Origin of the sequence: Vibrio sp. VP6, assembly GCF_028823755.1 — a bacterium.
In the GTDB taxonomy this organism is placed as follows: domain Bacteria; phylum Pseudomonadota; class Gammaproteobacteria; order Enterobacterales; family Vibrionaceae; genus Vibrio; species Vibrio parahaemolyticus.
The window spans coordinates 98,449-118,260 of sequence record NZ_JAPEID010000014.1 but is presented as its reverse complement, the minus strand read 5'-3'; the positions used below and the strand labels follow the sequence as shown (position 1 = coordinate 118,260).

20 protein-coding genes and 2 pseudogenes are annotated in these 19,812 nt (G+C 45.8%); 10 read left to right on the top strand and 12 right to left on the bottom strand.

What is annotated here, in order from left to right; all coding sequences use genetic code 11:
* A partial coding sequence (locus OU793_RS11495; protein ID WP_274647773.1) for a hypothetical protein occupies positions 1-869 on the bottom strand: 869 nt, incomplete at its 3' end.
* 184 nt (positions 870-1,053) lie between these two features.
* On the opposite strand from OU793_RS11495, the pseudogene OU793_RS11490 reads away from it, so the two are divergent.
* From OU793_RS11490 to fusA, 4 genes and pseudogenes are all read left to right on the top strand, one after another.
* Positions 1,054-1,419 (top strand): annotated as a pseudogene (locus OU793_RS11490) (LysR substrate-binding domain-containing protein); the annotation flags it as partial.
* A 101-nt stretch (positions 1,420-1,520) separates the two neighbouring features.
* A complete protein-coding gene (gene dgcN, locus OU793_RS11485) occupies positions 1,521-2,525 on the top strand; it encodes an N-acetyltransferase DgcN (RefSeq protein WP_086582186.1) in 1,005 nt (334 codons plus the stop codon).
* 50 nt (positions 2,526-2,575) lie between these two features.
* Positions 2,576-3,568: an N-acetyl-D-Glu racemase DgcA gene (gene dgcA, locus OU793_RS11480; RefSeq protein ID WP_140103592.1), complete on the top strand. Its 993-nt coding sequence runs from the start codon at positions 2,576-2,578 to the stop codon at positions 3,566-3,568.
* Positions 3,569-3,861: 293 nt separating this feature from the next.
* Positions 3,862-5,886, top strand: coding sequence for an elongation factor G (gene fusA, locus OU793_RS11475; RefSeq protein WP_274647772.1), 2,025 nt, complete (start codon positions 3,862-3,864; stop codon positions 5,884-5,886).
* A 75-nt stretch (positions 5,887-5,961) separates the two neighbouring features.
* On the opposite strand, the gene OU793_RS11470 is transcribed toward fusA, so the two are convergent.
* Complete coding sequence (locus OU793_RS11470) at positions 5,962-6,156, bottom strand: hypothetical protein (protein WP_005373920.1); 195 nt, start codon at positions 6,154-6,156, stop codon at positions 5,962-5,964.
* A gap of 187 nt (positions 6,157-6,343) precedes the next feature.
* On the opposite strand from OU793_RS11470, the gene OU793_RS11465 reads away from it, so the two are divergent.
* A complete protein-coding gene (locus tag OU793_RS11465) occupies positions 6,344-7,156 on the top strand; it encodes an aminoglycoside phosphotransferase family protein (RefSeq protein ID WP_162400236.1) in 813 nt (270 codons plus the stop codon).
* On the opposite strand, the gene nqrM is transcribed toward OU793_RS11465, so the two are convergent.
* Genes nqrM through OU793_RS11450 form a run of 3 tightly spaced genes read right to left on the bottom strand, consistent with a single transcriptional unit; the run spans position 7,134 to position 8,132 of the window.
* On the bottom strand, positions 7,134-7,343 hold the full coding sequence (nqrM, locus tag OU793_RS11460) for a (Na+)-NQR maturation NqrM (RefSeq protein WP_029824064.1): 210 nt from the start codon (positions 7,341-7,343) through the stop codon (positions 7,134-7,136). The genes OU793_RS11465 and nqrM overlap by 23 nt on opposite strands.
* Before the next feature lies 1 nt (position 7,344).
* Complete coding sequence (locus OU793_RS11455; protein WP_020841802.1) at positions 7,345-7,845, bottom strand: NifB/NifX family molybdenum-iron cluster-binding protein; 501 nt, start codon at positions 7,843-7,845, stop codon at positions 7,345-7,347.
* Positions 7,842-8,132: a DUF134 domain-containing protein gene (locus OU793_RS11450; RefSeq protein ID WP_005464150.1), complete on the bottom strand. Its 291-nt coding sequence runs from the start codon at positions 8,130-8,132 to the stop codon at positions 7,842-7,844. The genes OU793_RS11455 and OU793_RS11450 overlap by 4 nt, the downstream gene beginning before the upstream one ends.
* A 376-nt stretch (positions 8,133-8,508) precedes the next feature.
* Between OU793_RS11450 and OU793_RS11445 the strand changes: the two genes are divergently transcribed.
* Together OU793_RS11445 and ompV are read left to right on the top strand one after the other, a co-directional pair.
* Positions 8,509-9,033, top strand: coding sequence for a copper resistance protein NlpE (locus tag OU793_RS11445; RefSeq protein WP_020834930.1), 525 nt, complete (start codon positions 8,509-8,511; stop codon positions 9,031-9,033).
* A gap of 216 nt (positions 9,034-9,249) precedes the next feature.
* Positions 9,250-10,026 (top strand): outer membrane protein OmpV, encoded by a 777-nt coding sequence (gene ompV / locus OU793_RS11440; RefSeq protein ID WP_159404287.1) that lies wholly within the window; start codon positions 9,250-9,252, stop codon positions 10,024-10,026.
* Positions 10,027-10,116: 90 nt separating this feature from the next.
* On the opposite strand, the gene OU793_RS11435 is transcribed toward ompV, so the two are convergent.
* The 3 genes from OU793_RS11435 to OU793_RS11425 all read right to left on the bottom strand — a co-directional run bounded on the left by OU793_RS11435 (position 10,117) and on the right by OU793_RS11425 (position 13,615).
* The gene (locus tag OU793_RS11435) at positions 10,117-11,775 is read right to left on the bottom strand and encodes an ABC transporter substrate-binding protein (protein ID WP_193237402.1); all 1,659 of its coding nucleotides are present in this window, start codon (positions 11,773-11,775) and stop codon (positions 10,117-10,119) included.
* Positions 11,776-11,933: 158 nt separating this feature from the next.
* Positions 11,934-12,548: an outer membrane beta-barrel protein gene (locus OU793_RS11430; RefSeq protein WP_029831743.1), complete on the bottom strand. Its 615-nt coding sequence runs from the start codon at positions 12,546-12,548 to the stop codon at positions 11,934-11,936.
* 182 nt (positions 12,549-12,730) lie between these two features.
* Positions 12,731-13,615 (bottom strand): LysR family transcriptional regulator, encoded by an 885-nt coding sequence (locus tag OU793_RS11425; protein WP_025577649.1) that lies wholly within the window; start codon positions 13,613-13,615, stop codon positions 12,731-12,733.
* Between the two features lie 91 nt (positions 13,616-13,706).
* Between OU793_RS11425 and OU793_RS11420 the strand changes: the two genes are divergently transcribed.
* Positions 13,707-14,615, top strand: coding sequence for a DMT family transporter (locus OU793_RS11420; RefSeq protein ID WP_025593152.1), 909 nt, complete (start codon positions 13,707-13,709; stop codon positions 14,613-14,615).
* Positions 14,616-14,702: 87 nt separating this feature from the next.
* Here the strand turns inward: OU793_RS11420 and OU793_RS11415 are convergent, their stop codons facing one another.
* The 3 genes and pseudogenes from OU793_RS11415 to pncB form a co-directional block, all read right to left on the bottom strand.
* A complete protein-coding gene (locus OU793_RS11415) occupies positions 14,703-15,221 on the bottom strand; it encodes a glycine zipper 2TM domain-containing protein (RefSeq protein ID WP_140103590.1) in 519 nt (172 codons plus the stop codon).
* Positions 15,222-15,473: 252 nt separating this feature from the next.
* Complete coding sequence (locus tag OU793_RS11410; protein ID WP_005479882.1) at positions 15,474-15,833, bottom strand: hypothetical protein; 360 nt, start codon at positions 15,831-15,833, stop codon at positions 15,474-15,476.
* Between the two features lie 293 nt (positions 15,834-16,126).
* A pseudogene (gene pncB, locus OU793_RS11405) lies at positions 16,127-17,435 on the bottom strand (nicotinate phosphoribosyltransferase).
* 299 nt (positions 17,436-17,734) lie between these two features.
* Here pncB and OU793_RS11400 point away from each other — a divergent pair.
* Both OU793_RS11400 and OU793_RS11395 read left to right on the top strand, forming a co-directional pair.
* Positions 17,735-18,460, top strand: coding sequence for an NUDIX domain-containing protein (locus OU793_RS11400; protein WP_140103589.1), 726 nt, complete (start codon positions 17,735-17,737; stop codon positions 18,458-18,460).
* Between the two features lie 32 nt (positions 18,461-18,492).
* Positions 18,493-19,146, top strand: a complete 654-nt coding sequence (locus OU793_RS11395) for a nicotinamidase (protein ID WP_140103588.1) — start codon at positions 18,493-18,495, stop codon at positions 19,144-19,146.
* A gap of 177 nt (positions 19,147-19,323) precedes the next feature.
* Here the strand turns inward: OU793_RS11395 and OU793_RS11390 are convergent, their stop codons facing one another.
* Positions 19,324-19,791, bottom strand: coding sequence for an ankyrin repeat domain-containing protein (locus tag OU793_RS11390; protein WP_005490844.1), 468 nt, complete (start codon positions 19,789-19,791; stop codon positions 19,324-19,326).
* Positions 19,792-19,812: the final 21 nt, after the last annotated feature.

Genomic DNA, 19,812 nt, shown 5'->3' with positions numbered 1-19,812 from the left:
CTTTCAACTATCGTTTGAGAAATTTTGTATTCGCCCCAAGCCCATTCAATTAGAACATATGTCGCTGTTACAGCAATTGCACCGATAATTATGGGTTGACCTAAGAAAGCAGCAGCAAATAAGGCGGCTTCACCAACTGCGCTCTGGAGCATAAATTTGAACATGTCAGAGCCAACATTGCCGAACCAATCCACTAGGTGATAATCATCCTTAAATATTAAATCGGTTGTGGCTATGCTGGCCGATACCACAAACGTTAAGGCTCCGGCTCCTTTAAAGTTTGCAGCCCTAGATTGAGGGCTAAAGCCAGCTTGCATCGACTTAAACGAGTTAAGCGGATATTTTTTCCCATCCATATTGATGCGTGTACCATTCACAAACGCATGTTTGAGCCATGATTTCACTGTATTGATACTCATAGCAAGAGCAGCAACGTTTTTACCAGCATCAAGCCAAACGTTATGCAAAATTTTATGAGCATCCTCAAGATCAACAATCATTACATGCTGATGGTTCTTCGCCATTTCTTCTTCAAGAGAGCATTGCAAACCAATAGAATCACTCAACGCCAGCTGAGAGGCTAAACCTTCCGTATGTGCGGGGATCCCGTAGATTTCAGCAATACTTTTGCCTTCAGCGTATTGCGGGGAGTGTTTCTGAGCCTCTTGAGAAGCCAATAAACTGTCACTGACATACGCATTTTCCTGTTGCACCGCTCTCTTTTGGCGCAACTCTTCTGCATCACGCTCCGCTAATGCCGCCTTGACTCGCTCGATGCGCCTGTCCACGTCCGGTTCAATCACTTTTCGTCCACCTTGCCAAAGCCCAAGCGATTTGCCGTATTGTAGATGTTTCTCTCTAGTTGCCATATGTACTACTCTCACTCCACTGACAGAGAAGAGAATAACAGCTAAAGCGTCGGGGCAAAAACTTGCTCAAAAGTTATAAATTAGTTGAAAGTTATCCTTGTAGGGAAACATATGGAAACCATTAAAATATGAGCTTAACGTAGGATATTTTCCGTTTTCCAAGCGGACCCCTAAAAGCGCAGCGATACCCGCAGAAAAAACCGTCATTTTAGAAGAACTCATCAGTCACGATTTACCCATTATCGGTTTAGATAGCCGAGACCCTCTGGGCTTGCTGTTGCATCAAACCTTGTCAGCGCGTGACGAGCATTATCAACATGCCATCACCGTACGCAGCTACTCCGCGGCGGCTGAACTGGTGAAACACCAAGCAGGATTCGCCATTGTAGACCCATGGACTGCAAAACAATATCGCCAAGATGATGCCGTCTCCGTGCATGCTTTGGAGCCAAACATGTCCTTCTCTGTCTCTATTTTATTCGCAGAGCACACACCTCAATCCATTGCGACAAAGCAATTTATCACCGCCCTAAAACAACAGATGGTTTAGAGGTATAACTTAAAGTTATACCTGTCCAACAAATAAGCATTCGGTTTCCTAAATCAGTCTGGCTACATTAATCAGCAATAACGATGACGAAGGGAACCATCATGCAAATTGCTCAACCTTACCTACTCTTTCTTGGCGATGTAACCGATCCACTCGCAGCAAAAACCGCGCGTGGCATTTACCAATGGCGACCTGAGATTTGTCTTGGCCAAATCCGCCTGACGCCAGAAACCGTATCGCTTGGTTTAACCGACATGACACTACAACAAGCGCAGCAACAAGGAGCAAAAACGCTGGTGCTTGGCACAGCAAACCCGGGGGGAGTCATTCCCGAAGCTTGGCAAGCAACCTTACTTGAAGCGGCAGAAATGGGATTTGAAATTGCATCGGGCATGCACCAACGTTTGGCGGAATTTGCTCCTCTTGCCGATCTAGAACAACGCGGATTAACCAAACTGTATGATGTTCGCCATTATGAGGCCCCGCTCAAGGTCGGCAATGGCAAAGCACGCGCAGGCAAGCGAGTACTTACTGTAGGAACAGATTGCTCCGTTGGCAAAATGTACTCTGCCCTTGCCATTGAGCATGCATTAAAGCGTAAAAACTGTCGCGCAAAGTTCAAAGCAACAGGTCAAACCGGAATTCTCATCGCAGGCAGTGGCATTTCAATTGATGCCGTAGTTGCCGATTTTATCTCCGGCGCAGTAGAAGCGATCAGCCCTGACTTCACTGACCACGATTGGGACATCATCGAAGGGCAAGGTTCGTTATTTAACCCTTCGTTTGCTGGCGTAAGTTTGGGCTTACTTCACGGCGCACAAGCGGACGCTCTGGTACTGTGCCATGAGATTGGTCGCCCGCACATCCGCAACTTACCACATGCGAGCTTGCCAACCATTGAACAAACGATAGAAGCGAATCTGGCCGCTACTCGCCTAACAAATCCTAAAGCTCAATTAGTGGGTATTTGCTTAAACACTTCGGCGATCAGCGAAGAAGATGCGGCACAGTTATGCCAGGATTGGTGCGACACATATCAGGTGCCCGTCACCGACCCTGTGCGTTTTGGCGTTGATGCGGTTGCAGATAAGATCCTTACTATTTAGGAAACATTTACGGTTCATAAAATAACTGCGGTTTAGGGAAAACTAGTGAGATGAAAATTCATGTAGAACCTGTCACGATTGCTATGGCGACACCATTTCGCATCTCTCGCGGCAGTCGGACAGAGTGCCACGTAGTCCGCGTGACAATTGAACATCGAGGCATGATCGCCCAAGGAGAATGCACACCATACCCACGTTATGATGAATCGGTTGAATCGGTAATTAAGGCGATTTCTCACGCCGCGCATGAACTGCAAAGTTTGTACGCCAAAGGCGAAGCTGATGTGATGGCTCTCAAAAGCCAGCTTCAATCGTTATTGCCCGCAGGGGCGGCAAGAAATGCATTGGATTGCGCCCTTTGGCATCTTCACGCGCTTTTGAGCCACAAGCAGCAGGTTCACGACCTCTTTACGTTACCCGAGGCGATTGTGACGGCGATGACGGTTTCTATCGACACGCCGCAAGCGATGGCCAAACAGGCGCAAGCTTACCTTAGCCAAGGCGCAAAACTGCTAAAGGTAAAACTGGATGGTGAAAACGTGATTGAGCGCGTTGCAGCAGTACGCGACGCCGCGCCGCACGCGCAAATTGTCTTAGATGCGAATGAAGCGTGGCAAAACCTCGACCTCGCGACGGTATTTGATCAACTCGAACCGTTTAATATCAGCATGATCGAGCAACCGTTGCCACAAGACTGCGACGACGTACTCGCCAGCATTCCGCACCCCATTCCACTTTGCGCCGATGAAAGTTGTCACACCAGAGAGCAATTGCATCAACTGCTTGGAAAATACGAGATGGTGAATATTAAGCTAGATAAAACAGGCGGGCTCAGTGAAGCATTATTGCTGGCCGACGATGCAAAAAAACTCGGTTTTAGCCTCATGTCCGGTTGTATGTTGGGGACGTCGCTGGCGATGCGTGCTGCGTTACCCATTGCTGCTCAGGCAAGCGTTGTCGATCTTGATGGCCCGGTGTTGCTCGGACAAGATGTAACGCCGAGCTTAGTTTATCGCGACGGCGAAATCGTTCTTTCCAAATAGCCTAAACAATCCAGAGGTTCTGCTCCAAAAGTCAGAACCTCTGAGTTTATGATCTCGATTAAAAAACAATCAGCCCCATCATGAAATAAGTCACATAAATTATACGGTTATTACGGCATGCTAAGATTACAGTAGTCCAAGAAGGTGGTCTTATGCATCGAGTCATCCGGAAAATGACATGGAAGACGAATAGGCGGTAATCCCGCCCTACTCCAATGCAGTGCGTGGGTTTCTATAGCAACCCACTTCCTAGCAATTCGTAGGTTTTTCACGCCATCTTGCAAGGAGGCTCTATGCCTATCAACAAAATACGCAATATCGCTTTTGTCGGCCAAACCGGGACCGGTAAAACCACGCTGATAGAAAAACTGCTCTTCACCTGCGATGCCACGCACCATTTAGGCAGCGTAGAAAAAGGCGATACCGTTACCGACTTCGACCCTCAATCCATCCAATATCAACACAGTATTGAAGCAACGCCAGTCGCACTGCGCTGGAATAAACACCGGCTCAATATCATCGACACTCCGGGACAAAACGAGTTACTTGGCCGTACGATCAGCGTTTTTCCTGCCGTTGAAACATCCGCCCTTGTCATCGACCCTCAAACACCACTTAACCAAACTTCCGATCGCTTATTCACCTTTGCAAAAGAGCAGCAAAAATGTCAGATGATCATCATCAATAAGCTCGATAACCACGGTAATCAGTTAGAAAGATTGATGGGGAACATCGTTGAGCATTTTGGTGACCACTGCTTACCGATCAACTTACCTTCGGCTGACGGAGAATCTGTAGTTGACTGCTATTTCGAACCAGAATTGGGACGAGAAACCTTACTTGCAACGGTAGATGAAGCTCATGAGACCTTAATTGACCAAGTTATCGAAGTCGATGAAGAACTGATGGAACTGTATCTGGAACAAGGCTCCGAACTCACCGCAGAGCAACTGCATGATCCGTTTGAAGAAGCACTGAGAACTGGACATGTGATTCCGGTCTGTTTTGTCTCAGCACAAACCGGCGCGGGCGTCGAGTTGCTGCTGCGCACCTTGGCGGAGATCATGCCCATGCCAAACGAGGGTAACCCTCCTCTACTGGAAAAGAACGGCAAAAAAATCAAAGTAAATTGCGAAACCTTAGAGCACACCGTCGCACACGTGTACAAAGTCAGCGTCGACCCATACATGGGAAAACTTGCCTACTTACGTGTGTATCAGGGTGAAATCAATGCGGGCAGCCAGCTTTATATTGGCGAAAGCAATAAGGCATTTAAAGTTGGGCACTTATGTCAACTGCAGGGCAAAGATAGAACCGAGATCCCTCGTGCGCTTGCGGGCGACTTCTGCGTTTTAGCCAAAGTGGATGATCTCGAATTCGATTCAATCGTTCATGACTCTCACGAAGAAGATGGTGTTCAACTCAAAACGTTGGACCTTCCTGACTCCATGTATTCTTTGTGCTTGAAGCCTCTTAAGCGTGGAGATGAGCAAAAATTAGGAGATGTGCTGAATAAAATTGCCAGTGAAGATCCTTCGCTGCGCATCGAACATCGCGCTCGCACCAACGAAACCATCATCAGCGGACAAGGGGAGTTTCACCTCAAAGTCGCATTAGAAAAGATGGCGAACGTGTACAAACTGGACGTCGAAACCTGCCAACCAAGCGTCGAATACTTTGAAACCATCACCAAACCTGCCGAAGGGCATTATCGACACAAAAAACAAAGTGGCGGTGCAGGCCAGTTTGGTGAAGTGCAATTGAAGGTTCGTCCACTCGAACGTGGTGCCGGATTTAAGTTCATCAACAAAGTGGTGGGTGGCGCCATTCCAACCGCGCTCATTCCTGCTGTAGAAAAAGGTATTTTGCAAGCGTTAGAGGAAGGCGCGATTTCTGGCAACCCAATTAAGGATGTGGAAGTCACCGTTTATGACGGTAAATATCACTCCGTCGATTCGAAAGAAATTGCGTTTGTCATCGCAGGTAAGAAAGCTTTTTTAGATGCGATTAACAACGCCGATCCTATTGTGTTAGAACCCATTGTCCAGATGGAACTGCACATCCCAACCGCGAACGTTGGCGATGTTTCTGGTGATTTATCTGGAAACCGAGGCTTGATCGAAGGCACCGAGCCAATCGACAGCAGCTTCACCTTACTCAGAGCCAAGTCACCAGTAAATGAGCTGCAAGATTACGCTCGTCGATTACGCTCCATCACTGGTGGTGAAGGCAGCTTTAGTATGACCTTAAGCCATTACGAGCCCGCGCCACCAGCAGTGCAAAAACAGGTCTGCCAAGGCAGTGCACAACAAGGTTAACTCCCTACGATTCAAATCAATCATATGAATAAAAAAGCGCCCTCATTTTGAGGGCGTTTTTAAGTAAAAGAAAAATTATTTATCGAGAGACAAACCTATCTGACTGATTTTGCTTTCAAACTCTTCGATGCTGTTCGCTTTGTAAGTCGGAGCACCGTTAAAGTAGCGCGGTTTCTCTGGCAGCATCGCATTTTTCAGCTCTTGTTCTTGGTCGATATTGTCATGGTAAACCGTTACACGATTTGGAATATCCTGCTTCATTACAGCCATTTGGGTTCTCCTTTATTAAGACGAATAGTAAGCGTAGAACGAATTTAACGGAGTACAGGCGAGACTGTGTAAAATTTAGACACTCACAGCAAAATCATATTTAAACAGTTGCATTTAATATTTTTGAGGCACTTTGTCGTGGCTATTGGCAAACGTGAGTGCAGCGATTAAGGTGAGCTCTCTCTACATGAAGACAGGAAGTCCGGTGTCGCAGCAAGAACTCAACCAAATGGGCAGTGCCAAAGTTTTTCTCATCGAAAAAGATGGCGTCCAAGTAATAGAAAAACGTAACCCTACTCAAATAGAAGTGGCGTTTTATCAACGCTATGCCGAACAGTTTAACGCACTTGGAATACACGTACCGCGCTTGATTCAATTCGACGACCAGAAAAACGTTCTGCACATTGAATACGTTCCCCACGCAGTCGAGCAAGCATTCTTACTTGAAGATGGTCGAGTCATTGAACAACTCGTCAAACTGCACCAACTTCCACCAACATCAGATGGTGTTTATCACCGCCATCAGTGGACACCACAAGCGACCCAACAAGCACTCACTACACTTGAACTGGGCTCAGAGACAGAACAGTTCTTCCACAACCTCCAACAACGATCGGCGCACCTTTTCGATGGGCACAACTTGATCTCCGGAGACTCGAATGCTGGAAACTGGGGACAGCGCGAAAATGGCGAGCTAGTACTGTTCGACTGGGAACGCTTTTCTACAGGGCATGTCGCGATAGATTTAGCACCGCTCATCGAAGGCATGGGCACATTTGATGATTACTTGAAGGTGGCAGGCAAGTATGTAAAGTGCGCCGAGAAAGGTGAAACAACAGAATTAGCGCGCGATATCGGAATAGCAAAAGCGTGGATCGTCGTCGAGGTAGTCAACATACTGGTCTCCAGAAAAAATCCGCAGACCAGCAAATATTTGGACTGGTTTCGACAAACCTTGCCGCAATGGGCCAAAAACCTTAACGCTCAGGTGATGAGTTAGGCTCTGAGATTTGATACAAGTGACGCTCAGGCTCTGCACATGTGGTTTCGCAGTTGCATACTTTGTCGACACCGACGTTGTTTAAACCGCCGCAACTTCCTTTAATACGCTTGTTATGAAAGATAACCCCAAGCGACATCAACAAAATAATCGCGAGAAAACCAAGAAAGGTAAACAACCAAACCATACTAACCTGCCTTTTTAATCGACGCCTTTACGCTAAGTATAGCTGGGCTCGATTTTGCGGCGAATAATGCAGCAGCCTGTTTTGGGCGTGCTAGCAACGAGGGTTTGGATTTTTTACCGCCGCAGCCACATGATCCGCATCCACCTTTTTTCTGATGATTGGTTGATGGACGACCTTGCGATGCGTCTGTCAGTGGCTCTCTCGGAACGGCAAGTACATCTTCCAATGAGCTGCGCGTTGAAAGTCTGAACACTTGTTTGCCACTGTGCAAAAGCTTTTCTAATGCGCGCTCGCCGATGTTGCGCACCAGCACAGCTTCTACATTGTAGTCTTGTAAAGATTGGATAAGCTGGGACTTCGCTTTGCAGCCAGCTTGGGGCATTGCAGCGATGTTTGCTAGGTTTTTAAGCATTCCGTCAGTATCAGAATAAATAGCGATGTAAGGCGCTTTGACAAAATGGTTTGCCACCCGCTCACCATCATTAGGAATAGCATAAATCATAAGTTTGACTCCTCATTCGGAAAAACTAATGCATGACCTTCAACTAAACTTTTTGCGACCTTGAACCGCGCACTTTTTACTGTGTTGCCAAAAGTTTGTCTAGATATGCCCATTTGATCTGCGGCTTGTTGTTGGCTGAGTCCCTCTAAATCAGCCAAGCGCAGTGCTTCAAGTTCTTCTGGCAATATGGCGACTTGCTCCAACTGATGGAATGGCACGCCATTGGGCTTGAAACAATGGTGCGCTGCACGGCCGCATATTCTTCTTTCTATTTTTGGTCTTGCCATTATCGTCCCTCTCAAACACTGTGCTACGTTACGCCCAAATTATGGCATATGCCAATAACATTTTTGGCATATGCTAATAATCTAAGTTTGCAAAAATCGTATTTAATAAGATGCTGGCTGTTTTCACACCACAACGCATCTTCAATTGCCACTTGCTTAAAGCCAGCTCAATACTCAGTCCTACAATTCAAGCATTTACATGCGTTTGATGATTCTGACTACTTTGTCTCCAAGTCATGGTGCGACGCTTGGATAGCGCCAAAAACACCGGTTTTATTGACACAGATAGATCATTCTATTGCTTTGTTATGACGTAAACGTCGGAAACAGGGCTAATATTAACGGCATACAAAATCTTGATTTAAAGAGGGATAAAATGAAAAAGACAATGTTGGCGTTAACTGGTGCGGTAATTATTCTTGCAGGCTGTCAAGACGAGAAACCAGTAGAAACAAGTGCAGTTGAAGCTCCTCAAGCAGTAGAAATGGAAGTCACTGACACTGAATTGCCTGTCGATGCAGTACCAGTGGAAGAAGAACAAGTGATCACCACAGAAACGTTTGTAGACTCAGAGCACAACGCGAAAAACGCGCTAGATTGGAATGGTGTCTACAAAGGCACACTACCATGTGCTGATTGCGCAGGCATCGACGTAACTCTGACGCTAAATCAAGATGGCAGCTACGTGCTTGAGCAAAACTACCAAGACAAAGAAGATGGCAAGTTCAAATCAGAAGGCCACTTCACATGGGATGAAAACGGCAGCATCGTAACGCTGACCGACGAAGACGCACCAAACCAATACTTCGTAGGCGAGAACATGCTTATGATGCTAGACATGAACGGTGAGAAAGCAACTGGCGAATTAGCTTCGTTTTACAACCTAACAAAGCAACAATAATCGTCACTCTGACCTGATAGATGTTGAAAACCGAGCCTCCCCAAGCTCGGTTTTTTTGTCTTCCCTAATCTTCCCTTCCCCCAACCATACTGTTTTGTCATTACGCAAAAAGCGAAATCACCGAAAGCCATACATTTCCATACGCTTTGCTGATAGAGGCTTACAACACCATTTTGTACACTGTTCAAAATAAAATAAACGGTACAGGAAATACAAATGAACAAGACACTTATCGCACTACTAACTTTGGCAGCAGCTGGCACCGCAACGGCAGGTGACACATACATCCGTAACGGCAACATCTACAACAACCAAGGTGGTTGGGTTGCGGAAGTGGGCGTAGCTCAAGGTAGTGACCTATTTAAAGATCAAAAACACAATACTGCACCAATTCTAAACGGTGGTTACCACGGTGAAGACTTCAACGCAGATTTGGGCGGCATCAACTACCGCTTCTTGGGTGAAACCAACGATCTGTTCAACATGAGCGCATACGTGGTAGGCAGCGGCATTATTCGTGATGGCGATGTAGCAAAGAGCTTGAAAGGCACACAAAAACGTCGTTTAGCGGTTGATTTAGGTCTAAATACCGATTTCACTCTAGATGAGCACAACGTCATCTCGACATACCTACAACACGACATCAGCGGCGCATACAAAGGTTACTTAGCGGGCGCGACGTACTTCCACATCATGAACTTCGGTAGTGTTGATTTTGTTCCTTTTGCTAACCTAACTTATCAAAGTGAAGACTACGTAGATTACTACTTTGGCATCAAAGATCGTGAAGCGACGGCAAACCGCAAAGCATACAAAGGTGATGCAACTGTAAGCTACGGTCTGGGCTACAAGCTGGTTATGCCAATTAATGACAACTGGCAAATCAACCAAACAACTCAATACACTCGCCTAGGCAGTGGTATCAGTGATTCATCTGTTGTAGATAGCGCAAACCAATGGGTTGTTGGCGCAAGCGTGTCTTACAACTTCTAACTCAGATTTTAATTTGAAGTCTAAAAAAGCCATCGTACTGATGGCTTTTTTGCTTTCTAGAATATGATGATGCGATTGGCATCAAACAGGCTAACTACTGTGAGCAATCCAAAGTCGGTGTAAGTCGCTGTAGCCCGTATTCTTAACTTGCACGCCCCGAACTTGTTGAGTTTTTGTCACTTCTTCGTAGCCGATGAACAAAGGCAAATAGACATATTGCGCGCGCAACGCCTCTTCAATACCCAGCAAACGAGAAATCGGTTGTTCATAGGCAATGGCTTCTTGAAGCTGCTCGCGGTGACGCTCCATCTGGTTTTGTTCGAAACTAAAACGTAAGCCAGTCGCCACCGATAGCCATTCGAAGACCCCATATTCAAATGGCGCTTCCATGACCTCTTCAATGAACAATAAATCCGCCAAGTGTGAAACTGACTCGGGAAAACTAATGTCTTCCACTTTGATGACCTCTAACTCTAGCCCCGTGCTACGAATAACCTCATGCAACCATTTAGAATGTCGCATCAGGTTCGGGATAGTCCATATAGGTTCAGCAAGCACAACTTTGCCTTGTAGCGTTGGCGCTGTCTCATCGCTACAACCAGGCTCAAGAGGCGATAACTGAATACTGTCGACGGCACTTTGTGGCTCATGGTGCCGCTTTTGCTGATTAATATAGTTGGCAAGCTGGCGCCACTCTTGTTTCGTCAGTTGCGAATCTCGCCTCTCACGATAGGTGAGATAGGAAAGTGCGCTGATTTTTTCAATCTCAACATGATCCGAGACTTGATTGAAACTCAGCATATTCAAGTTTTGAACATCGCCGTGAGAAAGCGTAATTTGATCCAAAAGCGCGCGTGCAGAAAAATACTCTTTGTGCGCTTGCAGCGTGATGCTCTCTTTGTTCCAGCTGCTGATTCGAAATGGCCCAGTACCGATATGATATGAATAACCCGAGCCAAAAGAGGCCGTGTCTCGACACAATATTGAGGCATGTGGCGTGGCTAACATGTATGGAAAGAATTGGTTTGCGCGTTTGAGCACTATCTTCAAGCAGTTCGGTGTTTCGGCTGTAACGGTTTCAATGCATTGCCAAAGCTCATAAACCGGCCCTTTAATTTGCTTGAGTCTTTCTAAACTCCAAACCACGTCGTCTATACCCAGAAGCTCACCATCATGACGAAAAATGCCCGGCCTTAACCATAACGTCATGACGTTTTCTTCCATTTTCCATTCATGCGCTAAAGCGGGCTCAATGCCACCATTGGAGTTTTGTGTTAGCAGCCCATCATAAACACTTTTGACTACGTGTAATTCGGTATGACGGAAGGTTTCTGCGGGATCGATATTTGAAACCCACGGATAAGAAGAAATAAGAATGGCGTTTTTAGACTCATTCAGCTCGTTCACTTTTTCCGATGCAATCGTAAGCGAACGAACCGCCGTTTGACCGAACCAATCGATAAGCTTTGTTATCGAATTCATTCTGCCCCTAGCAAGCTCTTCCACCAAAAACTCGGTCATCGCTTGTTGCAAAGTAATGGTGATACTCAAACGGCTTGGGTTGCTTCGCCCAATCGCCGGTTGCCAATCCACCCAACCGTAAGCGGCCAGCTTTTTCATCACAATGGAAACGTTACGTCTGGACGTGCAAATCACAGATTCGAGTTCGCTAAGCGTCACTAAATGATGCTTATGCGGTTCAAAATGTTTGAGCAGAAAATCTAAATATCTAAGATTTACATCGTTCACAGTGCTTCCTGAGCGTTTTTCTAAAAACCAAAAATAACACAGGAAGCTTAGTGACCAAACTTCCTGTGTCATATCTATATGAATTCAAACTGAGGGCTTAACTGAACAAACAACAGCACACCGCTTGAGTTAAGCCCAAAGAACTTGAATAAAAATGCTTAGAAACGGTAGCTCATACCAACAGAGAACGCGCTGATTTCTGCTTCAACGGTGACTTTTTCACTGCCGAGTTTCGCTACGTCTAACTCAGGTTTCATGTATTCCCATTCAACCTGTAGTGCTAGATTTTTTGTGATCGCGAACTCAGCACCTAAGCCGTAAAGTCCGGTTACTGTCGTTTCAGAAAACGTCGTGTGGCCTTCGTCACCAGTTAGCACAGAATTGCTTACTTTAAATTCCGCGTTGAAGTAAGAAAGACCCGCTTTCGCGAAAAGATTGAAACGGTCACCGATTGGCAGCGTTAATTTAGGTTGGATAGCCAAAAACTTCATATCACCAACGGTAACGACAGAGCCGTCTAGAGCGTCGTAACCACCGATCGCACCTTCAAGAGAGATATACTCGTTGAATGTGTAACCACCAAAAACTTTGCCAGACAGACTTTCGTTGTCTTTAACTTCAAGTTTCTCGCTTGCGTTGTAGGTATTTGATTTGATTGAACCACTGATATCATCAAACGTTGCTTTACCGATCGATGCACCAATGTAAGGAGCGGCGTTTGCCATAGAACAAGTTGTTAGAAGGGCTACTGTTAGCCATGTTTTCTTTAACATTGTATTTCACTGCCTGTTTTATTATTGAGTTTGTGTATCGCCCTTCCTTAAGCATGTCGCGTTATCCATCTCGCTTGGCGTTAAACCGAGCGAGATGTTAGTGAATAAAAACTCAATAAAACACGAAATAATTAGACACAACTTTTCTATTTTCCTTCTTAATTAAGAATATTTAGTCTTAATCACAGACACTGCTGCTTTAACCAGTTGGTCAGTTTGACGATCTCGGCCTGCTTTGCTCGGTTCTTCTTGTGCACAAAATAAAAACTGTCGCCGGTTTCTAAACCATGAGATGGGATGTAAACCAAGTCTTGTGCTTTATCTCGCTCGTTCAACATGAAGTCATTGGCAAACGCGATGCCTTGATCGTACCTTGCAGCCTCGATCGCCAAGAGCATGTGGCTAAAATGCTGAACATCGACATCATTTGGTAACGTGTAACCACCCGCTTTGCACCATTCGGCCCAATCTTTCCCTCGTTCACGATAAATAGAATCTGTCGAGAGAATGGGATATTGCCACAGTGCGTCGGGGATAGATTGGTCTTGGATTTCTTTCCAAATTTTATGGCTACAAACTGGGTACAGCGTTTCAGCATAAAGCTTAACCGCCATATAGTTTCGTTTCGGTTTTTGCACAGTAATAAAGCAGTCGCCCACGCTGTCCGTTTGCTCTGGATCGCCCGCGACCATATTGAGTGTGAGGTCGATTTCAGGATACAAGCGCTTAAAGTCTGCCAAACGTGGGATCAACCACTTCACCGCCAACGAGCTGTAAATCGCTAGCCGAATACTGCCTTTATCCCCTTCTCGCACCTTTTGGCTCGCCATCGCAATTGAGCTAATAGCCGGGCTGATGTCTTCTAAATACCGCGCGCCCGTATCCGATAGTGAAAGCTTGCGACCTTGGCGAATAAAAAGCGATTCGCCCAAATAATCTTCAAGTAAACGAATCTGATGGCTCACCGCACTTTGCGTCACATTAAGCTCCTCGGAAGCAAGGGAGAAACTCAGGTTTCTCGCAACAACTTCAAAACAGTGAACCGCTCGCAATGGTGGCAATTTCATTATCTAAAAATCTCATACTTGAACTAATAAATATCACTTCACTTCATCCTATGACATCACCTAATCTTTGGCAAAGAATGAGGAGAAAAATGTGAAAGTCACATCTGTCGGGGCAGCAATGCTGCTATTAATTGTCGGGAATCTTATTGCGGTGCTTTCGGACTCTTTGATCAAAAGTGTCGCGAATGAAGTGCCGATGTTTCAGTTTGTCTTTTTTCGACAAATATCAGCGGTTATGTTCCTCCTTCCTGTTTGTTTGTTAGCAAAACAAACAAACTTTATGGAAGGATTTAAATGGCATGCGGTTCGTGCTCACGTGTGGCTGTTGGGCGCGGTATTTATGGTTATGGCGATCTCATCTTTGCCGCTCGCAACTGCGAACGCGATCTTTTATGCCGCGCCATTGATCATGCTCCCTCTCGCTGCGATTTTTTTCGGTGAACAGCTATCTAAACAATCGGTCGCTGCGGCGGTAATGGGATTTGCAGGGGTCTTAGTGATTATTCGCCCGGATCAAATTGATTGGGCAGCAATCTCAGCGTTTGTGGTCGCGTTAACGTTAGCCATTAACAATCTGTTGATTCGTAAGTTGCCAAAAAACCAATCAGTGATGCAAACCTTGCTGATGACCAACTTGGCCGGTATTCCGGTTGCGTTGCTGTTGGTGCTCATAGAGGATCAGCCTTGGCAATGGGACGCGTTCCCTGTCGCGGCAGGGTCAAGTTTGTTCATTATGATCTATGCGGCAACTTGTGTGCTGGCGTACCGTTCTATCGATAGCAACAAAATCGCGAGTGCAGAATACAGCGGTTTGATTGGTGCGGTTGTCGTTGGCTTTATCTGGTTTGGTGAAATACCAGATATTTTCATGGCCATCGGTACAGTGATGATCGTGGTGCCACTGATCTGGCTATCGAAACGCGAGCGTCGCAAGCAGAAAGAACATGCTCAGCTTCAGGCTCAAAAGGAGCACGAGCAGCAAGTACATATCGTTTCGTAAGACCTAAAAACTATACGATGAATGCAAAAAAGCCCTTTCGTCTATCAGACCAAAGGGCTTGTCTTTATCACTCAATTCAAGCGTAGATTATTGTGGCAGAACCACTTTGCCATCTTGAATTGGGAAAGTTTTCGTCGCAGGTTTGCTTGCCATACGAACTGTGGTTGGTGCACCAGCCACTTCATACGTTACGTCGTAACCTACCACTTTCTCAGAAATCGTGTATTCGGTGTGACACTGCTTCTTCGTGGTCGTAATTACATCGCCCTTCTGCACATTTTCTTGAATCTTACGACCCGTCAATGCGCCTGCGATCGTGCCTGCTGCGGTTGCGATGACTTTACCAGAGCCACCACCAATTTGGTTGCCTAGTGCTGCACCAGCTGCCGCGCCGCCTACCGTACCGATGATTTTGTTGTCATCAGTTGGCTCAACTTGCTGAGTCACTACCACATCTTTACATACTTGGTGAGGGTTTTTCACAGTTTCAGTGACCGCTTCCACCAAAGTAATGTTTGCTTGAGTTGGCGCTGGTGGCGTTTTGTCTTTACAGCCAGCTAGTACAGCAACAACTGCCGTTGCAATTGCGATAGATTTCATATTCATGATTTACATCCCAGTATGGTTTGCTTTGATGAACGGTATAGTAAATCGCGAAGAGAAATTCACATCAGGCGAAAACAAAGCCTCTGTCATTACGGAGTAAAAAAACGGCGTTTTATAAAGAGAGCGTCAGAACAATCTCAGCAAGAGGTTAATTGAGGCCAATTCACATCACTGAGGTTTATTGTTTTGCGCTATTCACTGTGGGAGGTGATGGTTTGCACTTGGGCAAAACCATCACTAAAGACATTTGAGTTACGCCAAACTCAAAAACAGCTCGTCGTCTGTGAGGTACTTATGACGATGACTCAAATTGCGAACATGCATGAACATAAAATCCGGAAAACCAGGGGCGATGATGTTGTTTGGTTCCCAGCACACACCGCCGACAAATACGTAGCGGCCTTGCTTCTCTTCATCATGCAGTTGATTGTTAACAACTGAAGATAACTCGGCGCGGCACCCTTCTACCACACAGACGATTTGGCCTTTAAACAAGCCAATGACACGTCGCACGAGGTTCGCTTTAATACCGCATTTCCAGGCTTGGCGTGTTGCCATCTCATAGCCGTGTTTTCTTATCGCTTTCTTTTGCAAATGTACAACTAAATTCATTTTTGAACCCTGATTCAAGCTATTACGTGAAGCCCAAAGTCATGAAAAAGCAGATAAACGCATAGATAAACTATGTGATCAGGCTAAGTGAGTGCTCTGCGAAAGAACACTTTCCACAATGCCGCAACGTTGGGAGTATCTATCAATCATAGTCTCTAGCGACGCAAAAAACGCAAGGGAGCAAAGATTGATATAAGACTTACTATAACGAAATCACCCTCTTCGTTTACCGATATAAATTTATCGAAACAATAGAGGGTGATTATCAAGAAAGGAGCTAAAAAGCGTGGTGTTTACGCATCAATAAGGTAGTTCTGCCCTTCGCTTTCGAGGCGATCAATGAGCTTACGACATTCATTTAAATCAAGCGGTTGTTCAAAACGACGTTTAAGATTCATCAAAAAGAAAATGTCTTCACACATTGCCTTTTCTGGCTCATCACTGATCTTAGCGACTGGAGAGCCATTACAGGTCACCATTTTAATCACGATGGAAAGCGGCTGATACGCCTCGCCTTGATCGTTAACGTAATTGCCCATGTCATTTGCCAGCGACGTACCGATACCGAAGCTCACTTGCACACGGCCTTGGAAATGCTCACAAATGTCTAGCGCTTGCTCGAAGTTCAAACCATCCGTAAAGACTAGTGTCTTCGTCATCGGGTCGATGCCAAGCGACTCATAGTGCGCAATCATCTTTTCGCCCCAAGTGAATGGGCAACCGCTGTCGTGACGAACGCCAACGTACGCATTACTCAACTCTTCATCGAAGTCTTTGAGAAATGCATCGATTCCGATGGTATCCGTCAGTGCGATACCCAGTGCGCCATTGAACATTTTTTGCCAACGTTGCAGGGCAATTTTCTGCGAATCACGCACGTTTACTAACGCTTGATGGCCCATAAACCACTCGTGAGCAACCGTGCCAATTGGGGTAAGATCTAACTCTCTCGCCAAATGGTAGTTACTGGTTCCCGTCAAGCATTGTGGCAATTCCTTGCTTAAGTACTCCAACATGGTGCGCTGCGCTTGAAAAGAGAAACGGCGACGCGTCGACATATCTGCGAATTTGAAGTTAGTAATGTTGCGACGTTCTAGTTCGGCTTTCAAATAGCGAACTTTGTCTTCCAATACGGTTTGGAACTGCTCGAACGGGATATCTGACCAACGTTGACGGCTGCGAACTTCCGACACAATGCTCATGATGATGGTTTCGTACAGAATGGTTTCCTTCCACAAGCCATTGATTGTAATGCGTAACTGGCTTGAGCCATCCGACATGGTTTTGTTATGGAAAGAGACATCGCTTTGCGGGTTAAAACGGAAGTGACGTAACGCTTCGACAAACTCGGGCTTTAGGTACGGCGCAACGCGCTTCATGTACGCAATTTCATCTTCAGTAAAGCGAACATCTTGAAGTTTAAGAACTTCTGCCTTTATCTGGCAGCAATTCCGACAGATCTTCTTCGCTACGCACGATAAATTTGTATGACACCATCGCATCAGGATAAAGCGCGGCAACGGCACTCATCATGTTTACTTTGTACACATCAAAGTCCAATGCACTTTGAATGATGCGAGAAGAAAATAGTGTGGTCGTCATTCGGAGCCCTTCTACATGCCCTTCCGTGGGTATATAACTTTTTGTTACTAACTGATTTGCGTAAACAATAAACACCCATCTTTAGTTTGTCAACTTTTGTTACTAACCACTCTTTTTTATATGGTTTTTCCGTTCAAAAATTCAGCACTGATTGTGAACAAGTCAGATTTATAGGCATTGTTATGCTCAATCGATTTCGTTAACAGCGTCGACAATGTTTCTAACAACTCGTTACTTACCCATTGATTGACCACTTGTTATGCGCTAGATTACTTACAAATCAATATTAGGACCCAACCATGATCGTAACTGTCGACATTATTCCATTCAGGCTATCTGGCTGTGCCGATAAAGGATTGGAAGTGTTGCTGATTAAACGTTCAAATCCGAATCGGCCTTACCATGGTGTCTGGGCATTACCGGGCGGGTTTGTCTTTGATAAAGACTTGACCAGCGAAGGCGGACGTCCGGCAGATGAAAACTTTGAAGCGGCGCGCCGACGCATTTGCCGCGAGAAGATTCATACCTATCCTCGTCACTTCAGCGAAGCGTTTATCGACGGTGATCCTAAGCGCGATCCGGAAGATTGGAGCTTAAACATCACCCACTACGCATTGGTTGACCGCAACAACGTCGAGCAAATCAACAATGCTGGCGTGCCCGAGTGTCAGCTCAAGTGGTTCCCATTACAGGCGGTCCTCAATGGAGAAGAAACCCTAGCGTTTGACCACCAAAAAACCATCGAAAAAGCATGGCAGAAACTGCGTGCTTCGATTGAGTACACATCAGTGCTGCTGTTCGCACTCGATAAAGAATTTTTGGTCGCTGACATCATTTCTGCATATCAAGAATTTGGCATCGACATCAGCCGCATGACCATAAAACGCCGTTTGATCGACTCAGGTGTGTTGAAGCCGACCAACAAAGTCGCGTCCACCAACAAAGGCAAAGGCGGTAAGCCAGCCATGGTGTACACGCTGACAAGCGATGAAGTGACCTTTTTTCAAAACTGTTTGCGTGGCTAAACGCAAGCAATCAGACAGACAAGGAGTCTGCCATGACTGTTCGAGTTAACTATCAAACTACAGCCGTGATCGACGTTGATCCAGAGAAAGGCTTTAGTGAGCTTTATCCAGATGAATTACCTGTAGCAGGCGCATTGGACATCGTGCCGGAGCTACTAAAAAACCATACGAAAGGTCGCTTGAAGCTAGTAAGCCGTGACTTGCACCCACCAAAAGCCGCTTGGGATGCAGAAACGCCTGCGAACATGCTAGAGCCCGTTGGCTTGCCAAATGTCGACGTAAAATGGAATCGCCACTGTGTGCTTGGCACAACAGGCGTAGAGCTTCTGGATGGGTTACCTCCAGTGCTTGACTACGATTTCCAAGTCAATAAAGGGATGGATCCGGACGCGCATCCTTACGGTATCTTCTTCCATGACGTGGCTGACACCAAAACTACGGGCGCAAATGAGTTTCTGAAATGCAATAAAATAGATACCGTCGTAGTTGGTGGACTAGCGCTCGATTTCTGCGTCAAGAAATCCGTTACGCAAGCGTTAGATCTCGGCTTTAAGGTGATTGTGAATCTGGCTGCAACTCGCGCCGTTCTGCCAGATACGGTCGACAGCGTGATCGCAGAGATGAAAGAAAAAGGCGCACAGTTTGTTAAAAATGCCGATGAAATTATTGTTGAACGCTTCGCGTAATTAACCGGTTTCCTTGTATAAAAACGGCCCAGATTTCTGGGCCGTTTTTATTTGCTTATTTTGGGATCGCGTCTTACTCATCATTTGCTTGCTTGGCTTTTCTTTTTTATTTGCTTATTTTGGGATCGCGTCTTACTCATCATTTGCTTGCTTGGCTTTTCTTGATCTGTTTTTGCTCTATTTATTCTGAAGAGATTTCAACACTTCCGACTGGCCATAAATCTCTGCAAACGTCTTTAAGTCGAGTCCGGCTTTATTGCGCAAATCGGGCGAACATTCCGCTTGATACAAATCTTTCGCTATACTAATTTCGCGCTTAATCAGCGCCCCCATCAGGGCCGTGTTACCACGCTTGTCTTGTAAACAGGCATTCGCTCCAGAGTCGAGCAGTAACCGTACCGTGTCTTTATTACCCTGATATGCCGCCACCATTAGCGCGGTGTAACTTTCATTGTTGCGTTGATCAATCGGGAAACCTTGCGATACAAAGGTTTCAACCACTTCATTGTTACCAATGCGCGCAGCATCAAAAAAGAGCTCTACTAAGGATTGATATTGAGTTTCGAGTTTGTCTTGAGAGGCAAACAAGCTAAAAGATAAACCCAAAGAAAATAGTACAGAGCTGAGCAAGAATACGTTTTTCATTCACCCATCCTCATTAAAAAT

What these genes read in the sequence shown, in the direction of transcription:
- ompV (WP_159404287.1), top strand. Translation starts at nt 9,250, where the DNA reads ATGAACAAGACACTTATCGCACTACTAACTTTGGCAGCAGCTGGCACC.
- OU793_RS11450 (WP_005464150.1), bottom strand. Translation starts at nt 8,132, where the DNA reads ATGGCAAGACCAAAAATAGAAAGAAGAATATGCGGCCGTGCAGCGCAC.
- dgcN (WP_086582186.1), top strand. Translation starts at nt 1,521, where the DNA reads ATGCAAATTGCTCAACCTTACCTACTCTTTCTTGGCGATGTAACCGAT.
- dgcA (WP_140103592.1), top strand. Translation starts at nt 2,576, where the DNA reads ATGAAAATTCATGTAGAACCTGTCACGATTGCTATGGCGACACCATTT.
- OU793_RS11410 (WP_005479882.1), bottom strand. Translation starts at nt 15,833, where the DNA reads ATGAATTTAGTTGTACATTTGCAAAAGAAAGCGATAAGAAAACACGGC.
- fusA (WP_274647772.1), top strand. Translation starts at nt 3,862, where the DNA reads ATGCCTATCAACAAAATACGCAATATCGCTTTTGTCGGCCAAACCGGG.
- OU793_RS11445 (WP_020834930.1), top strand. Translation starts at nt 8,509, where the DNA reads ATGAAAAAGACAATGTTGGCGTTAACTGGTGCGGTAATTATTCTTGCA.
- OU793_RS11400 (WP_140103589.1), top strand. Translation starts at nt 17,735, where the DNA reads ATGATCGTAACTGTCGACATTATTCCATTCAGGCTATCTGGCTGTGCC.
- OU793_RS11465 (WP_162400236.1), top strand. Translation starts at nt 6,344, where the DNA reads ATGAAGACAGGAAGTCCGGTGTCGCAGCAAGAACTCAACCAAATGGGC.
- OU793_RS11425 (WP_025577649.1), bottom strand. Translation starts at nt 13,615, where the DNA reads ATGAAATTGCCACCATTGCGAGCGGTTCACTGTTTTGAAGTTGTTGCG.
- OU793_RS11415 (WP_140103590.1), bottom strand. Translation starts at nt 15,221, where the DNA reads ATGAATATGAAATCTATCGCAATTGCAACGGCAGTTGTTGCTGTACTA.
- OU793_RS11455 (WP_020841802.1), bottom strand. Translation starts at nt 7,845, where the DNA reads ATGATTTATGCTATTCCTAATGATGGTGAGCGGGTGGCAAACCATTTT.
- OU793_RS11430 (WP_029831743.1), bottom strand. Translation starts at nt 12,548, where the DNA reads ATGTTAAAGAAAACATGGCTAACAGTAGCCCTTCTAACAACTTGTTCT.
- OU793_RS11470 (WP_005373920.1), bottom strand. Translation starts at nt 6,156, where the DNA reads ATGGCTGTAATGAAGCAGGATATTCCAAATCGTGTAACGGTTTACCAT.
- OU793_RS11390 (WP_005490844.1), bottom strand. Translation starts at nt 19,791, where the DNA reads ATGAAAAACGTATTCTTGCTCAGCTCTGTACTATTTTCTTTGGGTTTA.
- nqrM (WP_029824064.1), bottom strand. Translation starts at nt 7,343, where the DNA reads ATGGTTTGGTTGTTTACCTTTCTTGGTTTTCTCGCGATTATTTTGTTG.
- OU793_RS11395 (WP_140103588.1), top strand. Translation starts at nt 18,493, where the DNA reads ATGACTGTTCGAGTTAACTATCAAACTACAGCCGTGATCGACGTTGAT.